This is a genomic window from Candidatus Lokiarchaeota archaeon (genome assembly GCA_014730275.1).
In the GTDB taxonomy this organism is placed as follows: domain Archaea; phylum Asgardarchaeota; class Thorarchaeia; order Thorarchaeales; family Thorarchaeaceae; genus WJIL01.
Window position 1 is genome coordinate 161,657 of the sequence record WJIL01000068.1, and the last position, 18,493, is coordinate 180,149.

The 18,493-nt window shown below is 45.4% G+C and carries 18 protein-coding genes and 2 tRNA genes; 15 read left to right on the forward strand and 5 right to left on the reverse strand.

Going from position 1 to position 18,493, the window contains the following annotated elements:
- The first annotated feature begins 97 nt into the window (after positions 1-97).
- From GF309_07925 to GF309_07940, 4 genes are all read left to right on the forward strand, one after another.
- Positions 98-2,332, forward strand: coding sequence for a hypothetical protein (locus GF309_07925; protein MBD3158700.1), 2,235 nt, complete (start codon positions 98-100; stop codon positions 2,330-2,332).
- Positions 2,333-2,917 (forward strand): YfcE family phosphodiesterase, encoded by a 585-nt coding sequence (locus GF309_07930; GenBank protein MBD3158701.1) that lies wholly within the window; start codon positions 2,333-2,335, stop codon positions 2,915-2,917. It abuts the gene before it with no gap.
- Positions 2,918-3,015: 98 nt separating this feature from the next.
- A tRNA-OTHER gene (locus GF309_07935) sits at positions 3,016-3,213 on the forward strand.
- A gap of 155 nt (positions 3,214-3,368) precedes the next feature.
- The gene (locus GF309_07940; protein ID MBD3158702.1) at positions 3,369-5,216 is read left to right on the forward strand and encodes a hypothetical protein; all 1,848 of its coding nucleotides are present in this window, start codon (positions 3,369-3,371) and stop codon (positions 5,214-5,216) included.
- A 120-nt stretch (positions 5,217-5,336) separates the two neighbouring features.
- Here GF309_07940 and GF309_07945 read toward each other — a convergent pair whose 3' ends face one another.
- A complete protein-coding gene (locus GF309_07945; protein ID MBD3158703.1) occupies positions 5,337-6,092 on the reverse strand; it encodes a ZIP family metal transporter in 756 nt (251 codons plus the stop codon).
- Between the two features lie 386 nt (positions 6,093-6,478).
- Here GF309_07945 and GF309_07950 point away from each other — a divergent pair, with 386 nt between their 5' ends.
- Together GF309_07950 and GF309_07955 are read left to right on the forward strand one after the other, a co-directional pair.
- A complete protein-coding gene (locus GF309_07950) occupies positions 6,479-8,002 on the forward strand; it encodes a hypothetical protein (protein MBD3158704.1) in 1,524 nt (507 codons plus the stop codon).
- 83 nt (positions 8,003-8,085) lie between these two features.
- Positions 8,086-8,346 carry a hypothetical protein gene (locus tag GF309_07955; GenBank protein ID MBD3158705.1) on the forward strand — a complete coding sequence of 87 codons (261 nt, stop codon included), beginning with the start codon at positions 8,086-8,088 and terminating at the stop codon, positions 8,344-8,346.
- Positions 8,347-8,442: 96 nt separating this feature from the next.
- Here the strand turns inward: GF309_07955 and GF309_07960 are convergent.
- A tRNA-Lys gene (locus GF309_07960) sits at positions 8,443-8,637 on the reverse strand.
- Positions 8,638-8,753: 116 nt separating this feature from the next.
- On the opposite strand from GF309_07960, the gene GF309_07965 reads away from it, so the two are divergent.
- From GF309_07965 to GF309_07995, 7 genes are all read left to right on the forward strand, one after another.
- On the forward strand, positions 8,754-10,085 hold the full coding sequence (locus GF309_07965) for an aminotransferase class I/II-fold pyridoxal phosphate-dependent enzyme (GenBank protein ID MBD3158706.1): 1,332 nt from the start codon (positions 8,754-8,756) through the stop codon (positions 10,083-10,085).
- Positions 10,086-10,137: 52 nt separating this feature from the next.
- On the forward strand, positions 10,138-10,422 hold the full coding sequence (locus GF309_07970; protein ID MBD3158707.1) for a nucleotide pyrophosphohydrolase: 285 nt from the start codon (positions 10,138-10,140) through the stop codon (positions 10,420-10,422).
- Between the two features lie 97 nt (positions 10,423-10,519).
- Positions 10,520-10,708, forward strand: a complete 189-nt coding sequence (locus tag GF309_07975; GenBank protein ID MBD3158708.1) for a preprotein translocase subunit Sec61beta — start codon at positions 10,520-10,522, stop codon at positions 10,706-10,708.
- A gap of 87 nt (positions 10,709-10,795) precedes the next feature.
- On the forward strand, positions 10,796-11,077 hold the full coding sequence (locus GF309_07980) for a 50S ribosomal protein L44e (protein MBD3158709.1): 282 nt from the start codon (positions 10,796-10,798) through the stop codon (positions 11,075-11,077).
- 122 nt (positions 11,078-11,199) lie between these two features.
- On the forward strand, positions 11,200-11,397 hold the full coding sequence (locus GF309_07985) for a 30S ribosomal protein S27e (protein ID MBD3158710.1): 198 nt from the start codon (positions 11,200-11,202) through the stop codon (positions 11,395-11,397).
- 37 nt (positions 11,398-11,434) lie between these two features.
- Positions 11,435-12,229 carry a translation initiation factor IF-2 subunit alpha gene (locus GF309_07990; GenBank protein MBD3158711.1) on the forward strand — a complete coding sequence of 265 codons (795 nt, stop codon included), beginning with the start codon at positions 11,435-11,437 and terminating at the stop codon, positions 12,227-12,229.
- Positions 12,230-12,238: 9 nt separating this feature from the next.
- The gene (locus GF309_07995) at positions 12,239-12,412 is read left to right on the forward strand and encodes an RNA-protein complex protein Nop10 (protein ID MBD3158712.1); all 174 of its coding nucleotides are present in this window, start codon (positions 12,239-12,241) and stop codon (positions 12,410-12,412) included.
- Positions 12,413-12,568: 156 nt separating this feature from the next.
- On the opposite strand, the gene GF309_08000 is transcribed toward GF309_07995, so the two are convergent.
- The 3 genes from GF309_08000 to gcvT all read right to left on the reverse strand — a co-directional run bounded on the left by GF309_08000 (position 12,569) and on the right by gcvT (position 17,162).
- On the reverse strand, positions 12,569-15,334 hold the full coding sequence (locus GF309_08000) for a hypothetical protein (protein MBD3158713.1): 2,766 nt from the start codon (positions 15,332-15,334) through the stop codon (positions 12,569-12,571).
- A gap of 230 nt (positions 15,335-15,564) precedes the next feature.
- Entirely contained in the window at positions 15,565-15,963 is a 399-nt protein-coding gene (gcvH, locus tag GF309_08005; protein MBD3158714.1) for a glycine cleavage system protein GcvH, read from the reverse strand.
- 53 nt (positions 15,964-16,016) lie between these two features.
- Positions 16,017-17,162 (reverse strand): glycine cleavage system aminomethyltransferase GcvT, encoded by a 1,146-nt coding sequence (gene gcvT / locus GF309_08010; GenBank protein MBD3158715.1) that lies wholly within the window; start codon positions 17,160-17,162, stop codon positions 16,017-16,019.
- Positions 17,163-17,245: 83 nt separating this feature from the next.
- Between gcvT and folP the strand changes: the two genes are divergently transcribed.
- Both folP and GF309_08020 read left to right on the forward strand, forming a co-directional pair.
- Positions 17,246-18,079 carry a dihydropteroate synthase gene (gene folP, locus GF309_08015; protein ID MBD3158716.1) on the forward strand — a complete coding sequence of 278 codons (834 nt, stop codon included), beginning with the start codon at positions 17,246-17,248 and terminating at the stop codon, positions 18,077-18,079.
- 43 nt (positions 18,080-18,122) lie between these two features.
- Positions 18,123-18,493: DUF115 domain-containing protein (locus GF309_08020; GenBank protein ID MBD3158717.1), on the forward strand; the 371-nt coding region annotated here is incomplete at its 3' end.

Sequence of the window (18,493 nt, forward strand, 5' to 3'; positions counted from 1 at the left end):
CCAATCAAGAGAGACAACACTAATCTGTCAACTAGTTGTTTTCTTTTGTCACGGGTAGGCAACGTGTTTAAGAGACACCCTTTCGAGGAGGATTCCAATGACCATCAACGACATCATGACCGCAGAGGAGAACGGCCCTAGCATAAGCAATCTTTCAGATATTCCGGGAATAGGGCCTAAGTACAAACGAGTTCTTACGGAATATTTCGGAAGTGAAGCTGTTGCTCTCAAGGTTATTCTGGATTCCCGCGTTGATCTTGTCGCGTCAGTACCCGAAATCGGTTCAAGACAAGCAGTGAATATTGTAAAAGGAGCCTTTGAGTATCAATTTGGAACCAGTTCGAAGACAGTTCTTAGAACTTCAGATGTGGAAAGGATATACGATAATATCGTTGAGATAATCCAGAGCTACGCCAATACTACTTATGCGAAGGACAAGTTGTATCTGTACTTCCCATTGCCACCTGACAAAATCAACACAATACGGGAACGTCAGAGATATTTTGCACACGCAATGAAAATGACTCGAGGGTTGAGGGAAGAGGTTTGTCAGGCACTTGAACAGTATCTAAAGAACATTAGGGGTTTGCTTCATCGAGTGAAGCCAAAAAGGCTTGAGGGGCGATTGGTCCTTACTACCGACGAGGAAACATTTGACGAACTTGTCAATCAGGGAGTGGATAAATGGTGTCCGGTATACGTCCTTTCAGAAGGTGAGAGGGCATTAGATTATGCTCAAGGCTACGATTTGGTTTTCTACATATCATCCTCTGGCTTTTATGATGATTCGATGGATATGCTTCAAAATGTCGAATTGCTAGGAGAGAATTGGTCCATTGATAAGATTCTCCCAGAACGGACAGTGGGATTCTACACGAGAAACTACCATGTCATTCGTGCTGCAAGTGCACTAGCAGATATTTTCCCCAGCCTTCCAGATAATGATGCTGTGAGACATTTTTCCGAGGCCATTGATGTTGAAAGTCTCAAACGGGTTGGCCAGCTTCTCGAGAAACTAAATGAAGATGGCTCGATTGCGGAAGGAATTGACGACGAGCTTGACAGATATGGTTATGCAGTAAGCAACTTCCAGACTGCCATAGCCGAAACTGAAGCATGGACAAATGAAGAAATAGAACGTCGTATATCCGAAAGTGAGGTTACGCTTGGGGGGCAGCAAATAATTAGTATTCTCCAGTCTGCGGACATGGAAGGAGCGGAAAGCAGTACTATGCGAAGTATGCTGCCTGCAGAGATTGTTGAAATCTTCACCAGCGTAACTCGTGAAGCAGAAGATCGATTACTCGAGTTTCTTGGCTTGGATTTGCGTGAGGCAGACTGGGTTACGGGGATTGTTAGTGAAGAGATATCTCTTCCTGTAAACATGGTCTCTGCACGAATAAATGACTTAGAGGACAAGATAAGGTCCGTTTATGCAGAACTCAGTTTTGAATTCATGAGTGAATTGGCAAAAGAACTCGAAGATCTCCGAGAACCTGTCAAACAGGCTGTGCAAACGCTTCTAGAATTTGATCTTTTCTTGGCAGTAGGTCTCTTTGCTAGGGATTATGGTCTCCATACACCAAAGGTATCGGTTGATTATCGAGGTGTAGGTGTAAAGGATGCAACTAATCTATTCTTAACACGCAGTAGACTCAAGGGAAAGCACGGGGAAGTACAACCTATTGACTATTCGATTGGAGATACCCCCTACAAGCCCGTTGGTACGCAAGGAGAGAATTGCGTGGTACTATCAGGAGCAAACAGCGGTGGGAAGACTACAACCATTCAGACCCTTGCTCAGATAGTGACAATGGCTCAAGCTGGTTTTCCTGTACCAGCTAGAGAGTCCTACGTCCAAATATTCGAAGAAGTGTATTTCTTCTATAAGAGCCGAGGAATGGTTAGCGCAGGAGCGTTTGAAACAACCTTACAGCAATTCGCTGAAATTGTTACATCGGATAAACAGAAACTTGCACTGTTCGACGAAATAGAGGCAATAACCGAACCAGGTAGTGCGGCCAATGTCATTGCAGGTTTGTTAGAAATTCTTCAACAGGATCCCAACAGTGCCACGGTTATCTGCAGCCACCTCGCAAGCGAAATCAAAGAAGCGGCTTCCGTCCCCGTCAGAATTGATGGTATAGAAGCTAGAGGGCTTGACAGCGACCTTGATTTGATTGTCGATAGGAGCCCTCGTTTCGGATATCTTGCCAGGAGCACCCCTGAGCTAATCGTTGAACGATTGGCGAAGTTGGCCAAGGGAGAAGAAAAGCGTGTCTATTCTAAAATGCTTGATAAGCTAATGCAAGCTCGCCATGAAGAGCTTTGAGTGGACTATATGATGAAAATCCTTGTTTTTGGTGACACACATATTCCCACGCGGAGGAACTCTATCCCAGACTCTTTCTATTCGATTATTGATGAGACACATTATGACTTGACGCTAATAACTGGGGATTTGGTACAGGAACAAGCGATGCGAGAAGCGCTACCACCCCTTCCTCGTAGCTATATAGTAAAGGGAAATATGGACTACACACATACTCACAACTTCCATGAAGAAATCAAAGCGGAAGATTTGCGGATACTGCTCTTGCATGGCACACAGTTACGACCACGCGGGAACATTGAACAAATCCGAGACATTCTAGACAATGTAGGATGCGATATAGGCATTCATGGTCACACTCATGAAGCGCAAATCAAACTCTACAAAGAACGACTAATCCTGAATCCCGGGACACTATCAGGTGCTACTGGCGTATCAACTGGGCGGCAAGAAGCAAGTTTCATTGAATTAGAAATTGATGGGTCCGCTGTGGAAGTAACCCTTTACAAGACTGATTGGAATACATTGAAGAAATCTACTCTAGCATTTCAGAAGAAAAATGGTGCGATGGTACAAGCGAAATAAGACCTGAAAACCACTACGGGAAAGTAGATCTCAAAGAATAAATATCTCCGAACAACAATCTTAATATTGTCTTTCCTCCCAGCCTCGAAATGAACAGTGCCGCCGTGGCTCAGTTCGGTAGAGCGACAGTACGAGGCGCGAATAGCGCCATGCCGCTAAAGCCTGTTACCTTTCGGTCAGGTGGCCGAGAGCCAGACAGTTGTAGTGCATCACGGTTCGTGGCGCACGGCTAATGGTCCCAGGTTCAAAGCGGGATATGATTTCCATGCCCCGGGCAAACCCTGGCGGCGGCGCCACGTTTTTAGTTTTTGAAATTCTGGAGATTTCAAGTTCGGTGGTGCCATCTCCGTTGTGAAGTATTCAATCGTTGTATTCGTTATATTCATCTTCGAATCTTGGACAGTAATACATAATTAACGACTCAAGATGTCAAGCCCGAGGTGGCACCACCATGAATAAGATATTCCATCTCAGTTCTGATGAGGTGGCAGAAGTCAGCAAGCATCCCTCTCACGCCTGGGATCTCTATCCTGCAACGAAGATTGACCTGTGGGAGATTCCCCAGCTGCAGACGGATAAGAACAACCTCTGGGATGTAGAATTCATTCCCTGCTACACAAGCCAATATTTCTGCGTTCTCGTAAGAATCGATCAGACAGGCTTGGAATCGAAAGACCGTGCGTATCAAAACGGCGGAGGGTTTGTGTTTCAGCTAGCTCAGCCTCGCACTGACAATGAGCTTACAGATGTATTCACTGTTTTCGGAGCCAGCCCGCTTGAAAAGCGAGAGGAACTCCAATGGACCAGACTCTTTGTCTATTACAAGGATATCGACTTGGCATTTACGAAGGTAGAGGATGGCGAAGTAGTGATAGAAACCGATGACAATTATACCTACATGCTTGTCATGGCTCCGTGGCATTATGCAGAGCCACTTGGTCCATTTCTGACAAAAAAGATTGGATTTACCATCATTGTACCTCAGCCAATCGAAGCAGAGTATCCGTGTCAATATTATTCATTGATTCCCGGCTGGAAGACAATGGCCGAACAGGAACTTCGGGACTATGTGGTCTATGAGCTTGAAGAACCAGAACCACCATCCAGCGGCCTTGAAATTGAATTCTCACTCGGAAGCAAGCATTACCGGCAGGGAGTACCGGGCGTGGTAAGACTGGCTGTGAATTCTTCATATACCGATGGAATTGATGTAACCATTGGTTTGGGCGAGAAAGACCTAGCAGCTAAAAATTTCGATCTATCAGAGGGGCTAAACACATTCTCGGTCGAGTTTGATACGGGCCTTCTTGATACTGGCCGTACGCAGCTGCAGTTGAATCTTTCAACCTCAGAGGGGGCGTACTCGCATCAACTTGAATTACTCATCATTGATGATGAAAGAATTTCTAAGATAAGGGAGAAGGTGTCTCGCCTTAGTCAGGAGGGTTCCGACGACATGATGAGAAGGGAGAGCCTAGTCACACTCGAGTGGCTATTGGAATCTCTCTATAGTGAGTTAGATTCACTTAAGCCACATCAAGAGCCACAGCAGATAGAGAATCTGATTACACGCCTAGATGAGGGTCTCCGACGTGTGGAGTCCGGGGAATCTCTCTTCATCAAGGGGGAAAGACTACGGCTTGGACTACGGAGTAAACAGGATTCTACGTTGCAGCCATACTCACTCTATATACCCCCAACGTTCGAGGAAGGAAAGTCTGGGCTCATTGTCCTACTGCATGGAAGTGCGACTGATGACGAACGTACTCTGGAAAAAGCAGAACCGCTTGAGAAGTATGACAAAACTCGAATGATCATTGTGGCACCACTTGCCAGAGGCGAGTCTCATTACTATCTGCCGGACGAAGCAATACAGGAAATTGTGGAGATAACCGAGAAAATGATGGAGATGTTTTCGGTTCCTAAAAAGAAAGTTGTTCTTGTCGGGTTCTCCATGGGAGGCTTCGGCGTCCTCAACACATTCTTTCACCGACCCGACCTCTACCACAATCTTGTGCTCCTAAGTGGCTCGATGAAAGCCTATGAAGAAATGGAGGTTGTGAAGGACTTCACTACAGAAGAGTCGCTTAGACAACTAGCCAAGACGAACTTGATTATTTTCCACGGCTCAGAAGATTTGAACGTGAGGTATGAAGAACTGAAACCGGTACATGAACGGCTGAAGGAACTCAATCCGGACATTGAAATCCATATAGCTGAAGGGGTTGGCCACCGGCAACCCCCCGAATGGCAAGAGAAGATGATAGAGATTTTCGAGAGGATTGATAGATATGCATAGGCAGCGGCACTAGTGGTTCTTCAGTACGCACAGTGCTGCGTGAGTAATCCATCCATTTCGTCTTTTGAGATGAGGCGGCATTCACCTCGCCTTGCGGATGGCTGTTCTTTTCTAGCCACTCTAACCCAGACTTGTGTCTAGAATCATCATCACTATGAAGCCAAGCATTAGTCCAACAGTTGCGGCGCGAGCAAAACCTCCCGAGTGACTTTCAGGAACCATTTCATCAGATACTACGAACACCATAGCACCAGCTGCAAAGGCCAATCCATACGGAAGTAAGAAACGTGCAATAGATACAATAGAGACCCCAAGCAAACCTCCAATCGGTTCCACCAAACCTGAGAGTAAAGCGTAGCCCGCAGCCCGTGATCGAGAATAGCCTTCTCGTACCAAGGGCATAGCAACAGCAAGCCCTTCAGGAATGTTCTGAAGACCTATAGCCAGAGCTATAGTAAGGCCAGCGCTTATGTTCTCGGTTCCAAATGCTACTCCTACTGCCAAGCCTTCCGGGAAGTTGTGGATTGTTATGGCAAGGATAATCATCCAGATACGTGAAAGACTAGAAGCGGGACCTTCATGCCCTTTGAAGAGATGCTCGTGAGGTACATATTTGTCGGCAAAATGTACGAAGATACCCCCCAAGGCAAAACCAAAAGCTGTAATCCAAGCACCGCTCAGGTCAAGGGCAGGTATCAGGAGACTGAACGCGGATGCTGCCAACATAACACCACCTGCAAAGCCGAGCATAACATCCAATGTTCTCCGGCCAAAATTCCCGCCCAATAGCACAGGAATAGCACCCAATCCGGTGGCTGTTCCCGCAAGCAAGCTGGCTATGGCCCCAAGTGTAATCGGGTCGGAAGGTAGTTGCATTTACATTGCACTCCTTTGGATTTCTATCCCGTGCCACTACTCAAGCAGAGGATAAAACTACAATGTTTTGTCACTAGAAAAGTTCTTGCCTTCCACATGTTATGAGCGAATTGTTCTTCGTAAGTGACTACCCTATGTTAGTTCGAGTTGAAAGATACGTGTATTTGTTTTTTAGAACACGTGTACGAATTGCTGTGATTCCGAGATATGAAATTCCATGAAATGATTGGAATTCTCGAACAATGTAAGAACTCGTGTGAGACTATCGGTAATTGCCCAAACAGAGAACGCCAAGACAGGGGCAAGTCAATCTCAGAAAAACAACAAGAAAGTACTTTATAGCTCCGAGACATTATACTTTGTACTCAGAATGAGTTGAGAAATCATTGAGCGCCACGATGAAGAGCAAGTATTACGACTACACGCTCTTAGTGCTATTTATTGTCATGTTCTTCGTTCTATGTTCGTTCCTCGTTACCGGCAGAGCTTGGAACACTGTTTCTGACGAACGGACCTTCTTTTGGATCGCATTCTTGATGGCGTTCTTGGCCATGTCCGCTGGTGTCGTCTTCATTTACTCGCTTGTCCATTATGCTCAGTTACCAAACCTAAGAAGCCTAATAATCATGTTTCTTGGGGCCAACGTTGTTGTGTTCTCGTTCTTGTTCTTGATGACGCACCCTAGTACTCTAGGCTCACCACTTGCAGGCCGGGATCGTAACAGGACGGTAGTCACAGCTCTCGGGTTCCTACTCACACCTGGTGTGCTTGCGGGATCTGTCTTTGGTGGAAAGGAACTGACAACGAGAAACAGGAACTTTGTCATACTCTGGGGTTTGATACTTCAGCCCCTATTCTCAATATCGTTATTACTGACTGAGGATCCACTCTTCAAGGTGACCGATCCGGCTGGTGGCTTGGCAGGGCTCACACCCATTGGATGGTTACTGACAATCGTGGTAGGTAGCACTGCAGTAGTATCCTTGGCACGATATACTAAGGAGTGGTTTGATACTCGTGATAGGATAGTGTTGGGTTCAACACTAGCTTTAGTTTTCTGGCTATACACTTTCGTTGTCTATAGCCTCCTTGAAAATCCCTACCAAGTAGCTGAACTCTTGTGGATTGGTGGAGTGATAGCAGGATTCATCATGCTAAGCGTTGCAATGATATTCACTGCTATAATTGAGCCACACCGTGGTCTGGAGTCCCTTGTTGAGAAGAGGACAAAGGAATTAGAAATGGCCCGGAAGGAAAGCGACCTCTATCTCTCCATGTGGGTGCATAAGATGGGGAATCTCCTTCAAGGCATTGTTTCGTACTTGGAAATCTTAGCCCGTGAGGAATCGTTGGACAATACATACAGGCAAACTATCGAAACTGCGATGAAACTCAGTAGAGAGTCGACTTTCTTCAATAGACAAGTAGCTACTCTCTCAGAGATAAAGTCCAGTGGTGAAAAGGAGCTTGTTCCCTACAATCTCGAAACCGCAATAGAAAAGGCCCAGGGAACCGTAGAAGAGATGCTCAAGGGAAATAAGTTCAGATTCGAAATCAGTGAGATTCATGATACTTTGCTGGTGCGAGCTGACAATAAACTAGATATCCTGCTCACTAACATATTCGTGAACGAGATACTCTCACGAGAGGATGAAGTTCTGGTCTCTGTAGAGACCATTGTTGTAAGTAACCAGGTGGAAGTCCGAATCGTGACAGATGGAGCTAGACCTACGGACTCTGAACTTGACCAACTGCTGACCACGGATATCCCCGACGCAACAACGCTTAATCTCAATCTGTTCAGTGCACGGCTTCTGCTTGAAAGGTATCACAGTAGTATTGAGTATTTCAGAGACGAGGACCAAGACAGGAATGAGTACGTGATAAGCCTGCATAGGTACGAAGACTAACAAATGTAGAACGAGGGTGTTACTGTTTATTGTCAAACAACAGTGTACTTTTTCCGAAGCTCCAATAATCAGATGGAAACATTGTGATAAAGCCTCAGAGCTCAAAAGATTTCATTGGATTTGCTTTGCTGCTTGAAGATGTTAGCCTCTTAGACGCTGCTCATCAGGTCCTCAACGCTCAAATACGAAATGCGCCTAAATTCACACGTGGATGGGCCGAACTAGCTGCATTCTATAATCGTAACGACTCCTCGGAGGTTGTAGAACAAGTGTTTCAAAAAGGTCTTCAGAAATGTAGGTTTGAAGATATCTTGGAAAGCATCTCTGATATTCGATGCGGATGATGAGGCTAGCCGAAGAAGCCAGAGACGATGAACAATAGAAACCGTCAGTAGTCGATTCGGTGTTAGAAGGAGACTCATATGGCTTTACTATGGGGATGGCGGGCCAGAGGGGATTTTTGGGCTGGCCTTTGGAAATCAAAAGCCAAGAACCCCTGACCATTCCTCGAGTCTGGGGAAACCCCAGCATCTACAAGTTAAGAGCTTCAACGTACACAGAGCAGTTCTGTATACACTGTCGCTCTAGGTGCATCAGATAGAATCTGACACTATACCTGGCTTAGCCACTGGCCCACGTTTCTGTGGATGTGAGTCATGAATTTATAGAGATTGTGGTAAAGGGGGAAATGAGTGAGTCATAAGCCATATAACAGAGGGCCGGTTACCGGAACACAGTCTCAATATTGGGAGTGCGCAACTTGACAAAACCTAAGGAGCAGTATGAAAAGGTATTCAATCTGATAGAGAAACATGAGAATTGGATGAGTAACACCATCAACCTGATTGCCTCTGAGAATGTGTCCTCGCCGGCGGTTAGATCAGCCATCATGTGCGATTTTCGAGATCGTTACGCAGAAGGATGGCCGGGTGAGCGAGTATATGCAGGCTGCAAGTACATAGATGAAGTTGAGTTGAAATGTATAGAGCTTGCGAAAGAGCTATACAATGCACCGTTCGCAGATGTTCGGGCTATATCCGGTGTCGTTGCGAATCTGATGATGTACACAGCTGTGATGAAACCTACAGAGCGGATGATGGCCCTTTCCATCGCTCATGGCGGTCACATCTCACATGCGAGGCGCAGCCTGGGTGGAACTGCGGGAGCTATCAGGGGGCATAAGGTGCAGACTTACGTCTTCGATGAGGAAGAGTTCAACATAGACGTTGACGCAAGCATCGATAAGATCCATCGAGTCGAGGACTCGGGTAAACCAATCGAGTTCCTCCTGTTCGGTGGCAGCGTATTTCCATTCCCCCATCCTGTCGAGGAATTCGTAGAGGTTGCAAAGGAGTACGACATGCGCATCGGCTATGACTCAGCTCACGTATCAGGTCTGATTGCAGCAGGCCGGTTCCAAGATCCACTTCGAGAGGGGGCTGACATCATGACAGCATCTACTCACAAAACACTTCCAGGGCCACAGCATGGAATGGTTCTATCAAAGGAAGAGTTCGGCGACGCAATAAAGCGAGCTGCTTTTCCAGGCATGATGAGCAATCATCACCTCCACAATGTGGCTGGCCTGGCAGTGGTACTAGCTGAGATGGCAGAATTTGGTAAGGAATATTCGGCACAAATCATTGACAATGCACAGGCATTGGCACAGTCACTCTATGAACGCGGTTTGAATGTAGTTGCCGAGCATAAGGGCTTCACCGAATCCCACACAATCCTTGTGGATGTGGCGGATACACCAATGAAGAATGGTAGAAAAGTTGAGGAGGAATTGGAGCGATCCAATATCATAATCAACCGCAATCTTCTGCCCTGGGACAAGAAGATGGGTCGAGACTACAGGAAGCCTGGCGGAATCCGGTTGGGCACAAGTGAAGTAACTCGACTGGGTATGGAAGAATCGGAGATGGACGCAATAGCCGATTTTATCCACCGTGTTGTAGTCAAGGGCGAAGATACCGACAAAATCGGCAAGGAAGTCAAAGCATTCAGAAACGATTTCCAGAAGGTACACTATGCATTTGATACAGATACAGATGCCTACAAATTCATCCGATTCAAATAACTGGATCAACAAACGGTTGAAGCACAGAAGCACTTCTGCCTGAGATGGTGATATGAGAATCAAAGAAGCGCAGGATATGATGCGCCAGATATACTTTGATAGGGATAGTGAGCGGGGCGTTGATTACGCTCTGCTCCGCACTTTTCAAGAGCTGGCTGAATTGAACAACGCAATTATGGAGGGGAAGGAGAAGTTGGTTGCTGATGAGCTTGGAGATGCTCTCGCTTGGGTTTGTTCTCTTGCGAACCTCCTCGATGTGAATCTCGCAGAAGCCTTCTATTCAAAGTATAGTGGGGTATGTTCTAAATGCGGTGAATCACCATGTGTTTGCCCTTAAAAGAGTATAAAGTGAAAATTTCTTCATTGTGATGGCAGCTCCTGTCAAAAATGTTAAAAACGTCCAGATTGCTGGTTTGTTTGGGAGACTGACATAAATGCCCAAGAAACGTAAGAAACGAAGGCGTAGCAGAAGCAGCGGTGAAGGGCCAATGCCATCTGGTGGGGCTGGACTCATCCGATTCTTTGAAGATGAAACCCCAGGAATAAAAGTTGGACCTACTGTCGTTGTTGTTTTTGCAGCAGTCCTGCTTATTGCAACAGTCATTTCCCACATTCTGATTTAAGAAGCATCACATCGTACCGTTTGTTTCCTAAGGGTTATAAACGGTTTAGCGAGCAAAAATGTAACCGACATCGGAGGAACAGAATCCATGAAGATTAAGAACGTGCTGAACAAATACTGCCCACGATGCAATCAGTATACAGAACATAGTGTGTCTCAGTACAAGAAAGGTCGAGAAAGCCCGATGTCCGAGGGAAATAGAAGGATGGAGCGAAAACTGAAAGGCTACGGATCTTTCCCCAAGCCAATTCAGAAGAGATTCGCTAAAACTACGAAAAAGGCGACCTTGAAGTATACATGTCGAGAATGCGGTCATACTATTCAGAAGAAAGGTATGAGAATTAAGAAGCTCGAAATTGTCCGCGCATAAAACACGCTCCGCTTCGATAGAGTTATAATATCACGGATGTCAATCCGTAGTTAAGCCCCAGAGGGGTGTTTTTCCCTTTCCAGGCTACCTCAAAGATTAGTTAAATGGGAGATTAACCATAGATGCCAAAGGAATTCGTTCAGCAACCTCGGTCTAGATTCTTGCGTGTCAAGTGTCTTGACTGTGAAGAAGAACAAATCATATTCGGCAGTGCAGCAACCGAAGTGAGATGTCTAAAGTGCGACAAGGTCCTTGCCAAGCCCAGTACGGGCAAAGCAGAACTGACGCCCAACGCAAGAGAGATAGAAGTACTTCCTTGAAGGAATACTAACGAATAGTATGGAGACATGATGATAGATGGTCCTTAAGCGTGCCGAATGGCCTGCACCAGATGAATATGCAGTAGCCGTTGCGACAAAGGTAGCACCTTATGGTGCATATGTAGAATTGCCCGAATATGGAGATAAAGAGGGATTCATACATATTTCCGAAGTCAGTAGCACGTGGGTAAGGAACATCCGTAATCATATTCACGAAAATCAGCGTATTGTTGTTCGAGTCCTAGACGTAGACAAGCGGAAAGGGCATATAGATTGTTCACTCAGACGTGTCTCTGACGAGGCGAAAAGAGCGAAGAACGAAGCTTGGAAAAGAGCCCAAAAGGCAGAAAAGCTTCTCGAAATAGTTGGCGAAAAAACTAACAAGTCTCTAGAAGAGATATATGAAGAAATTGGATGGCCATTAGAAGACAACTATGGTGAAATCTACAAAGGTCTTGAAATGGCATCAGTGGAAGGAAAAGAAGCGCTTGAGGATATAGACACCAGCAAGAAAATCAAGGACCTTGTTGCCGAGCTTGCTGCTGATAGAATCGAGATTCCCTCCATTGAGATTGATGGCGAGGTAAGTATCCGTGTGCCTGGCCCGGGCGGCGTGGAAGTCATAAAGGACGCACTTAAGGAAGGCCTTGAAGTTGCCAAAGGCCGTGAGAATTCTTCTCTTGATATCTACACACTGGGATCCCCACGATACAAATTGCGCATAGAGAGTCTCAACTACAAAGAAGGCGAAGATCTTCTTTCAGACGTTCTTCAGCAAATCCGGACCAAAGTCGAGAAAAGCAATGGCTCGATGGAGTTCAAGCGGAAGTAGGCGTTGAAAATGACTCATCTTTTCAAATGTAAGAAGTGTTCCAGATATACTCTTGATAGTGAAACATGTCCTCACTGTGGGGGTGATGTGGGAAACCCACATCCTGCCAGATACTCTCCGCAAGACAAGTATGGCGAGTACAGACGAGCAGCAAAGAGAAAAAGCAAATCTGACTTACAGTGAATTTCGCAAGTCTCTCTGTCGTTTTTAATTCTACCAAATTCATTGATAACCGGCTACCCATAGAGAGTGAAGGATACCAGCCCGAAGCGTACACATTACAGCTCCAGTTTTGACTGACATCCTTCTGCTAGACCATGTATGGGTGTCAGAGTAGGTTTAATAGAGATCAACGGGAGTCCAGAAAGTCTTCCATTCTGAAGTGAATGTTGGTTCACCACTTCTGATGTTGTTCCAGAAGAGGAAGCGTAGCTGGTAATTCATTCCTGGATTCATGGTCGTATCCTGTGCTTCACCGCTATCTAATGGAATCAGGAATTCGGTGAAGTGCTCGCCACCAGCAAGTTCAGTGGAATTGCTACCACTGGAGTCTGCTGACCATTCTCCATCATAGCCTACATAGCCGTCATAGTATTGCTGTCCACTATAGTTCGCTACACGGATATCTGCTTGATCGGGTTTGTCAAGTGGAGCAACCTGGAAGCCGATTGCATCCTCTGTGTTAGTGTAGTTGTTCATTTTGATGCCATAATAGACATGGGTTGAATTTGCAGCGGAGTATACTGATGCGTCGTATCCGCCACCAAATACAACATCAAACTTACTGAAATCCTCTTCGGCATCAGATAGGGCTCCATCCATGGAAACATCCGATAGGGGGTTCTTGTCTGGTACCCAATCAGCTCTGCTTCTGTTCAGCCATTGGTAGTACATATCGTAGTTGATTTCATATATCTTGACGGTACCCCATGGTGAGCTATAGTGAGGGGGTTCAAAGGCACCATGCAGATTTACTGGCATATGGGACGTCCATTTCTGGTTATTGATGTACGATCGATCCGTTGTATCTAGGCTAACCCGACCCTGTGGCAAGCCCATAGTTTGAGCTTCTTGAGCAGACTTCGGCTCACCGTAGCTAAGCAACTTGAAGAGTGTAGATGAATAGAAGGGCTCAAGCGTGGCCTCGCTTTCTTCAGTATCTGGTGTTGAAGGATCATCACCCAGATACGTCTCATCATCTATGACAGACGTTCCAAGCCTATCTTCTGCAATCCTTACCATCCATGGCCATTTTCCTTCATCTCCACCAAGACCAGGAACACTATGCCCCCAGTAAACCAAAACATGAGTGGCGTTCCACGTCTTGAATACACGTAATGATTCCGTCAAATTAAGGGCCATGAGGGCATATCCCATCTTTGCAATCTGCGTGCTATTGAATGTCGCATTATCAACGATGGTTTGTGTTCCTCCGGCTCCTCTCAACCAGTAGCCATAGTCCCACCAGCTGGCAACGATGGCATCCTCAGGCAAAGTGTGCCGCACATATGTCATTGCAGTTTGCCAATCTGTACGTTGTGTATCAGAATCCAAGTTAGACGCTGCAAATTCAGGATTCTGAACTTGGTTTATGGCATATTGAACACCAAGCACCAGATTGACGGTAAGAAGAAGTCCAACGAAAGCATAAGCGGCAAGGGCATGTTCGGATGTAAGGGACTTGCTCATCCTGAATCGCCGTCTTTCAAACACAGTTTTTTCGGTTACAATCTTCGCGAAAGGTGAAAGTGCGCGATTGACAGCTATTGCAGAAAGCACTGCAACACCCGGAGCAAGGATAAGCGAAAGACGAATCATGCTACCGGCAAAGTATACTGAAGCAAGCCCATACAAGATGATTAACCAATCTTCGTCTCTCCCTCTCTTAAAGGCAAAATACATCCCTAAGGGGAAGAAAAAGATTAGAACAAAAATCGTTTGATAGAAACTACTCCATGGACTAGGAAGGTGCTCGGCAACCGAAGCGAATATCCGTTCGTCCAATCGATAGAAGGGATTAATCGCCGTTACGAATTTACCACCCAGCGTAATTAAGGGATTTGTGTTATAGGGAGTGATGGTAAGACTTCGACCACCTGCGTAGATCAAGTAGCTTGCAACAGAAACAACAGAGGTAATCAGACCCAAACCGATTGAGCGCATATGGGGAGCAAGAGCTTCAGCTGTTGCTTGTCGATAAGCACCAATTCTCAGCCAAATTTCATATCCAACAAGCAGAAATCCTACACCAATCGGTAAAAGTATAGAAAATGAGGTTAGATCATTGAATCCATTTCTAGGAACAAGGCCACCTAGGAAAATTCCCAACGAGATGGTTAGTACATAGGATGAAAGAAGTCGTTTGCTGTATCTACCTATCAATAACATAACAAATGCATATACGGCAAACAAATCGAGTAGAAAATTACCTGCACCCCAAGATGCTCGGAGATAGGCTAATGAGAGGCCAGCCATAACACCGGACGAAAGAGAATCTCTCCGAATGGCACGGGTAAAGAAATAGAGTCCTAAGACAATAGCAAAAACACCTATGCATTCGTTGTCATAGAAACCAGCGACGGTTCTCTGGATGAAAGCGGGCATGAAAGCCATAAATAATGATGAAAGAAGACCAACTGTGTTATTCGAGATTTCTTTTCCGAGGAAAAAGGCAATAATAGTAGTAAGAGCTCCCATCAAGGCGGGCATAACTAAGGAAACATACTTGACGCTGACACTGATTCCCAGGCTATTCGCTAACATATAGAAGAAAGCACTGGTGAATGGAACACCTATGTAGCTTGTCTTTGTCATGTTGCGACCATATGGGACCCATGTAGAATCATCATACCAGTTGAAGAAAGCTCCATAACCATGATCCGCTATATATTCAGTAACTCGAAGTTGAAACCAAGGGTCAAAAGCGCGAACCAAAGGCTGAGCATTAATAAGCGGGGCCAAGCGTAAACCTAGTGCGGCAAAAAATATGAGGGTCAAAGCGATGACTAACATAATTGACCCACGGCTAATCTCAGCCCGGGGTTTATGGAACGCTCTTCTGAAGAATCTCCCAGCAGACCTTTTGAATCTACTAAATCGTGACATGAAATATACTGTCTCCTTTGTGCCTCGGATTCAAGCGAGGAAATCTTGGGCCTGCTAAAAAGGTTGCTGTTAGTTCTACTGTTGTACGTTGAAAACAGAATGACAGAATACGAGAAAGAATGCAATTCAAAGAGGAAAGGAATAGAAAGAGAATGCAAGTGCCATGAATTGGTGTGCAGAAAGAGAAGGAATGGAGGGGAACTCCCCATTCCAGCTCAATATTTCATCCTCTAAAGAGAATCGATATACTCAGCGTAGCCGTTGGCATCCATCAAGTCTTCTAGCTCATCATCGAGAGCAGATGGCTTGAGCTTGAACAACCAGCCTTCACCGTAGGGATCCTCATTCAGCAATTCGGGGGCATCCTCTAGGTCACCATTGATTTCGATAATCTCTCCGCTCAAAGGAGAATAGATTTCCGATGATGCCTTCATTGACTCAACGAATCCGCATTCATCACCAGCATTGATTTCGTCCCCCGCACCAGAGACTTCGACGAAAGTTATCTCATGTAGTGAGTTCTGGGCATAATCAGTTATGCCGATGGTCACGAGGGCATTTTCGATTCTCGCCCATTCATGCTCTTCACTGTAATACAGCCCATCTTTTATTTCGGTGTCTTCACTCATTTTAGTCCACCACTTTATAGTTGACAACTGACAGCTATATGACAGTTACCATATTACGATTCTCTTGACATACCATACTTATCGGTGTCATAGAAAGGCCAAGATACAACTTCTGCTTCTCTGAGCCGCTTGTAAATATCGACATCTACAACGTCGCCCTTGTCTACTGATCCAGGAGTGACATATGCCATGGCAATTCCCTTGTCCAAGATAGGCGAGGGTATACCGCTTGTAATGTGGCCGATTTCCGTATTATCATGAAAGACCTTGTAATCTTGCCTTGGAATGCCACGTTCCTTCATAACAAGACCGATTCTTGTTTTGTCTACACCGGATTTCTTTTGTTTCTTTAGCGCATCGTATCCAATATAATGTGGAGATACTTTGAATTTCACAGCAAAGGGAATCCGAGCTTCAATGGGTGTAGTTTCCTCGTCAAGTTCATGGCCATATAATACAAACCCGGCTTCCAATCTTGTAGAATCACGTGCACCGAGCCCACAGGTTTTGATTCCTAAATCTTCACCTTCCGAAAGAATACCTTCCCAGAATGATGTTGCTTTTTTCTTCCCTTCATCAGTATAGGGGGTATCAAGTAGAAGAATCTCGCCACCATCCTCTCCAGTATATCCTGTGCGACAAAGATAGGTGCTATGGCCCAGAATATCAACAGGATTGCAGCTGAAACGAGATGTCTCATTTACGTCAATCTCAGTAATGCGGTTTAGTAAATTGAGGGCTTTTGGACCTTGAATCGCAATCATCACAATTTCACGAGACCAATCTTCTACATCGACCTCAAAGTTGTTTGAATGCTTCTTCATGTGATTCCAAATCTTAGGCCCGTTAGCTGCATTAGTAATCCAGATGTACTTGTTATCTTCGATTCTGTACAGCATAAGATCATCATGAGTTCCTCCTTCTGGATTAAGGCAGGTACTGTATTGCCCTTTATTCACCTTCAATTTGGAAACATTATTGGTTGTGAGCCGCTGGAGGAACTCTGCCGCTTCCACGCCTTCAATGTGAAAACGATACATATGAGACGTGTCAAAGATACCGACATCTTCTCTAACAGCCATATGTTCTTCCCGGATAGATGAATAGCGAACAGGCATTTCCCAGCCAGCGAAATCAACTACGTCACCGTTAGCTTTGTGCCAGTCATACAGGTGAGTGCGCTTGAGACGATCATTCATAGTGCATCATCAGCTTCTAGCTCTAGCCTCATACACTAGGTTTTATTTTCTTCTTTTTGACCATTTCGTTGGGTTGAGATTGTATGGAGAAATGCATCGTTCAATTGGACGGCATGGAGATAGGGGGCGGTGCAGAAGTTCGAGTTATGGGAGTGCTTAATGTTTCTTCAGAGTCGTTCTACAATAACTCGGTTGCATCGGAAGACAAAGAGATAATCTCCTTAGTTAAGAAGATGGAGGAAGCGGGCGCAGATGTCATTGATGTTGGGGGAGCATCTAGTGCTCCGACATCCATCTATGGGACAGAGAAAATCTCAATTGAAATGGAAATGCAGCGAATCGACCACGCTATGGAAATCCTAGATTCATGCACTGATTTGCCAATTTCTGTTGATACCACATCGGCATCTGTCGCAGAGCTGGCTCTAGAGAAGGGGGCATCAATGGTGAACGATATTTCAGGACTGAAGGAAGATGCGGATATGGCATCATTGGTGGCACAATATGGGGTTCCGGTCATACTAATGGCACATTGTAGTAGAGGTTGCACAGATGTAAATAGTTCTACTAGCGCACTGAGAGAAAGCATCAATATAGCTGCAGATGCTAGAATAGACCGGAAGAAGATAATAATAGATCCAGGAATAGGGTTTGGAAAACCCGCTAACGTAGATTTCGCAATTATCAAGAACCTCCATCAGTTTCTTGAGATAGGGCAGCCTCTATTGATTGGAGTCTCTCGAAAGGCATTTCTGGGCAGCTTGCTTAATCAACCAGAACCGGCCAATCGACTTACAGGAACTATAGCGGCTACCGCAATAGCTGTCAACAAAGGCGCAGATATTATTCGAGCGCATGACGTTGCAGAAGCAGTAATAGCCAGCCAAGTTGGCCTTGCTATCAAGACAGCCACATAGTCTGGAGATTAGAGTTTAGAAAGCCAAGAAGGTGAGCCAATTTTTGAGATGGGAAGCATGGAAACCGCACTATCAGGAAATTGCCTTAAGACTAAATCTTGATACAGAGGCAGATCAAAGGGCAACTGAAACCTTGCATCAACTTCTTGTTGATACAAATCCAGAACCCATGCTACAGAGACTGAAATCCATAATTAGGGGGAATGATGTTGTTGTATGTGGGGCAGGTCCCTCTCTCCATAGACATCTGGAGGAGGTAACAACGAATCCAAGGATGTCTCAAGCCGTTTTTGTCGCTGCAGATGGGGCTGCTTCTGCATTTCTTGAAATTCGAAAGACTTGTGATATTATTGTCACTGATCTCGATGGCGATAGAAACGATATAGGTGAGATGATACAAGAAGGGGCCTTGGC

What these genes read in the sequence shown, in the direction of transcription:
- GF309_07925 (MBD3158700.1), top strand. Translation starts at nt 98, where the DNA reads ATGACCATCAACGACATCATGACCGCAGAGGAGAACGGCCCTAGCATA.
- GF309_07940 (MBD3158702.1), top strand. Translation starts at nt 3,369, where the DNA reads ATGAATAAGATATTCCATCTCAGTTCTGATGAGGTGGCAGAAGTCAGC.
- GF309_07945 (MBD3158703.1), bottom strand. Translation starts at nt 6,092, where the DNA reads ATGCAACTACCTTCCGACCCGATTACACTTGGGGCCATAGCCAGCTTG.
- GF309_07970 (MBD3158707.1), top strand. Translation starts at nt 10,138, where the DNA reads ATGAGAATCAAAGAAGCGCAGGATATGATGCGCCAGATATACTTTGAT.
- GF309_07975 (MBD3158708.1), top strand. Translation starts at nt 10,520, where the DNA reads ATGCCCAAGAAACGTAAGAAACGAAGGCGTAGCAGAAGCAGCGGTGAA.
- GF309_07980 (MBD3158709.1), top strand. Translation starts at nt 10,796, where the DNA reads ATGAAGATTAAGAACGTGCTGAACAAATACTGCCCACGATGCAATCAG.
- GF309_07985 (MBD3158710.1), top strand. Translation starts at nt 11,200, where the DNA reads ATGCCAAAGGAATTCGTTCAGCAACCTCGGTCTAGATTCTTGCGTGTC.
- GF309_07990 (MBD3158711.1), top strand. Translation starts at nt 11,435, where the DNA reads ATGGTCCTTAAGCGTGCCGAATGGCCTGCACCAGATGAATATGCAGTA.
- GF309_07995 (MBD3158712.1), top strand. Translation starts at nt 12,239, where the DNA reads ATGACTCATCTTTTCAAATGTAAGAAGTGTTCCAGATATACTCTTGAT.
- GF309_08000 (MBD3158713.1), bottom strand. Translation starts at nt 15,334, where the DNA reads ATGTCACGATTTAGTAGATTCAAAAGGTCTGCTGGGAGATTCTTCAGA.
- gcvH (MBD3158714.1), bottom strand. Translation starts at nt 15,963, where the DNA reads ATGAGTGAAGACACCGAAATAAAAGATGGGCTGTATTACAGTGAAGAG.
- gcvT (MBD3158715.1), bottom strand. Translation starts at nt 17,162, where the DNA reads ATGAATGATCGTCTCAAGCGCACTCACCTGTATGACTGGCACAAAGCT.
- folP (MBD3158716.1), top strand. Translation starts at nt 17,246, where the DNA reads ATGGAGAAATGCATCGTTCAATTGGACGGCATGGAGATAGGGGGCGGT.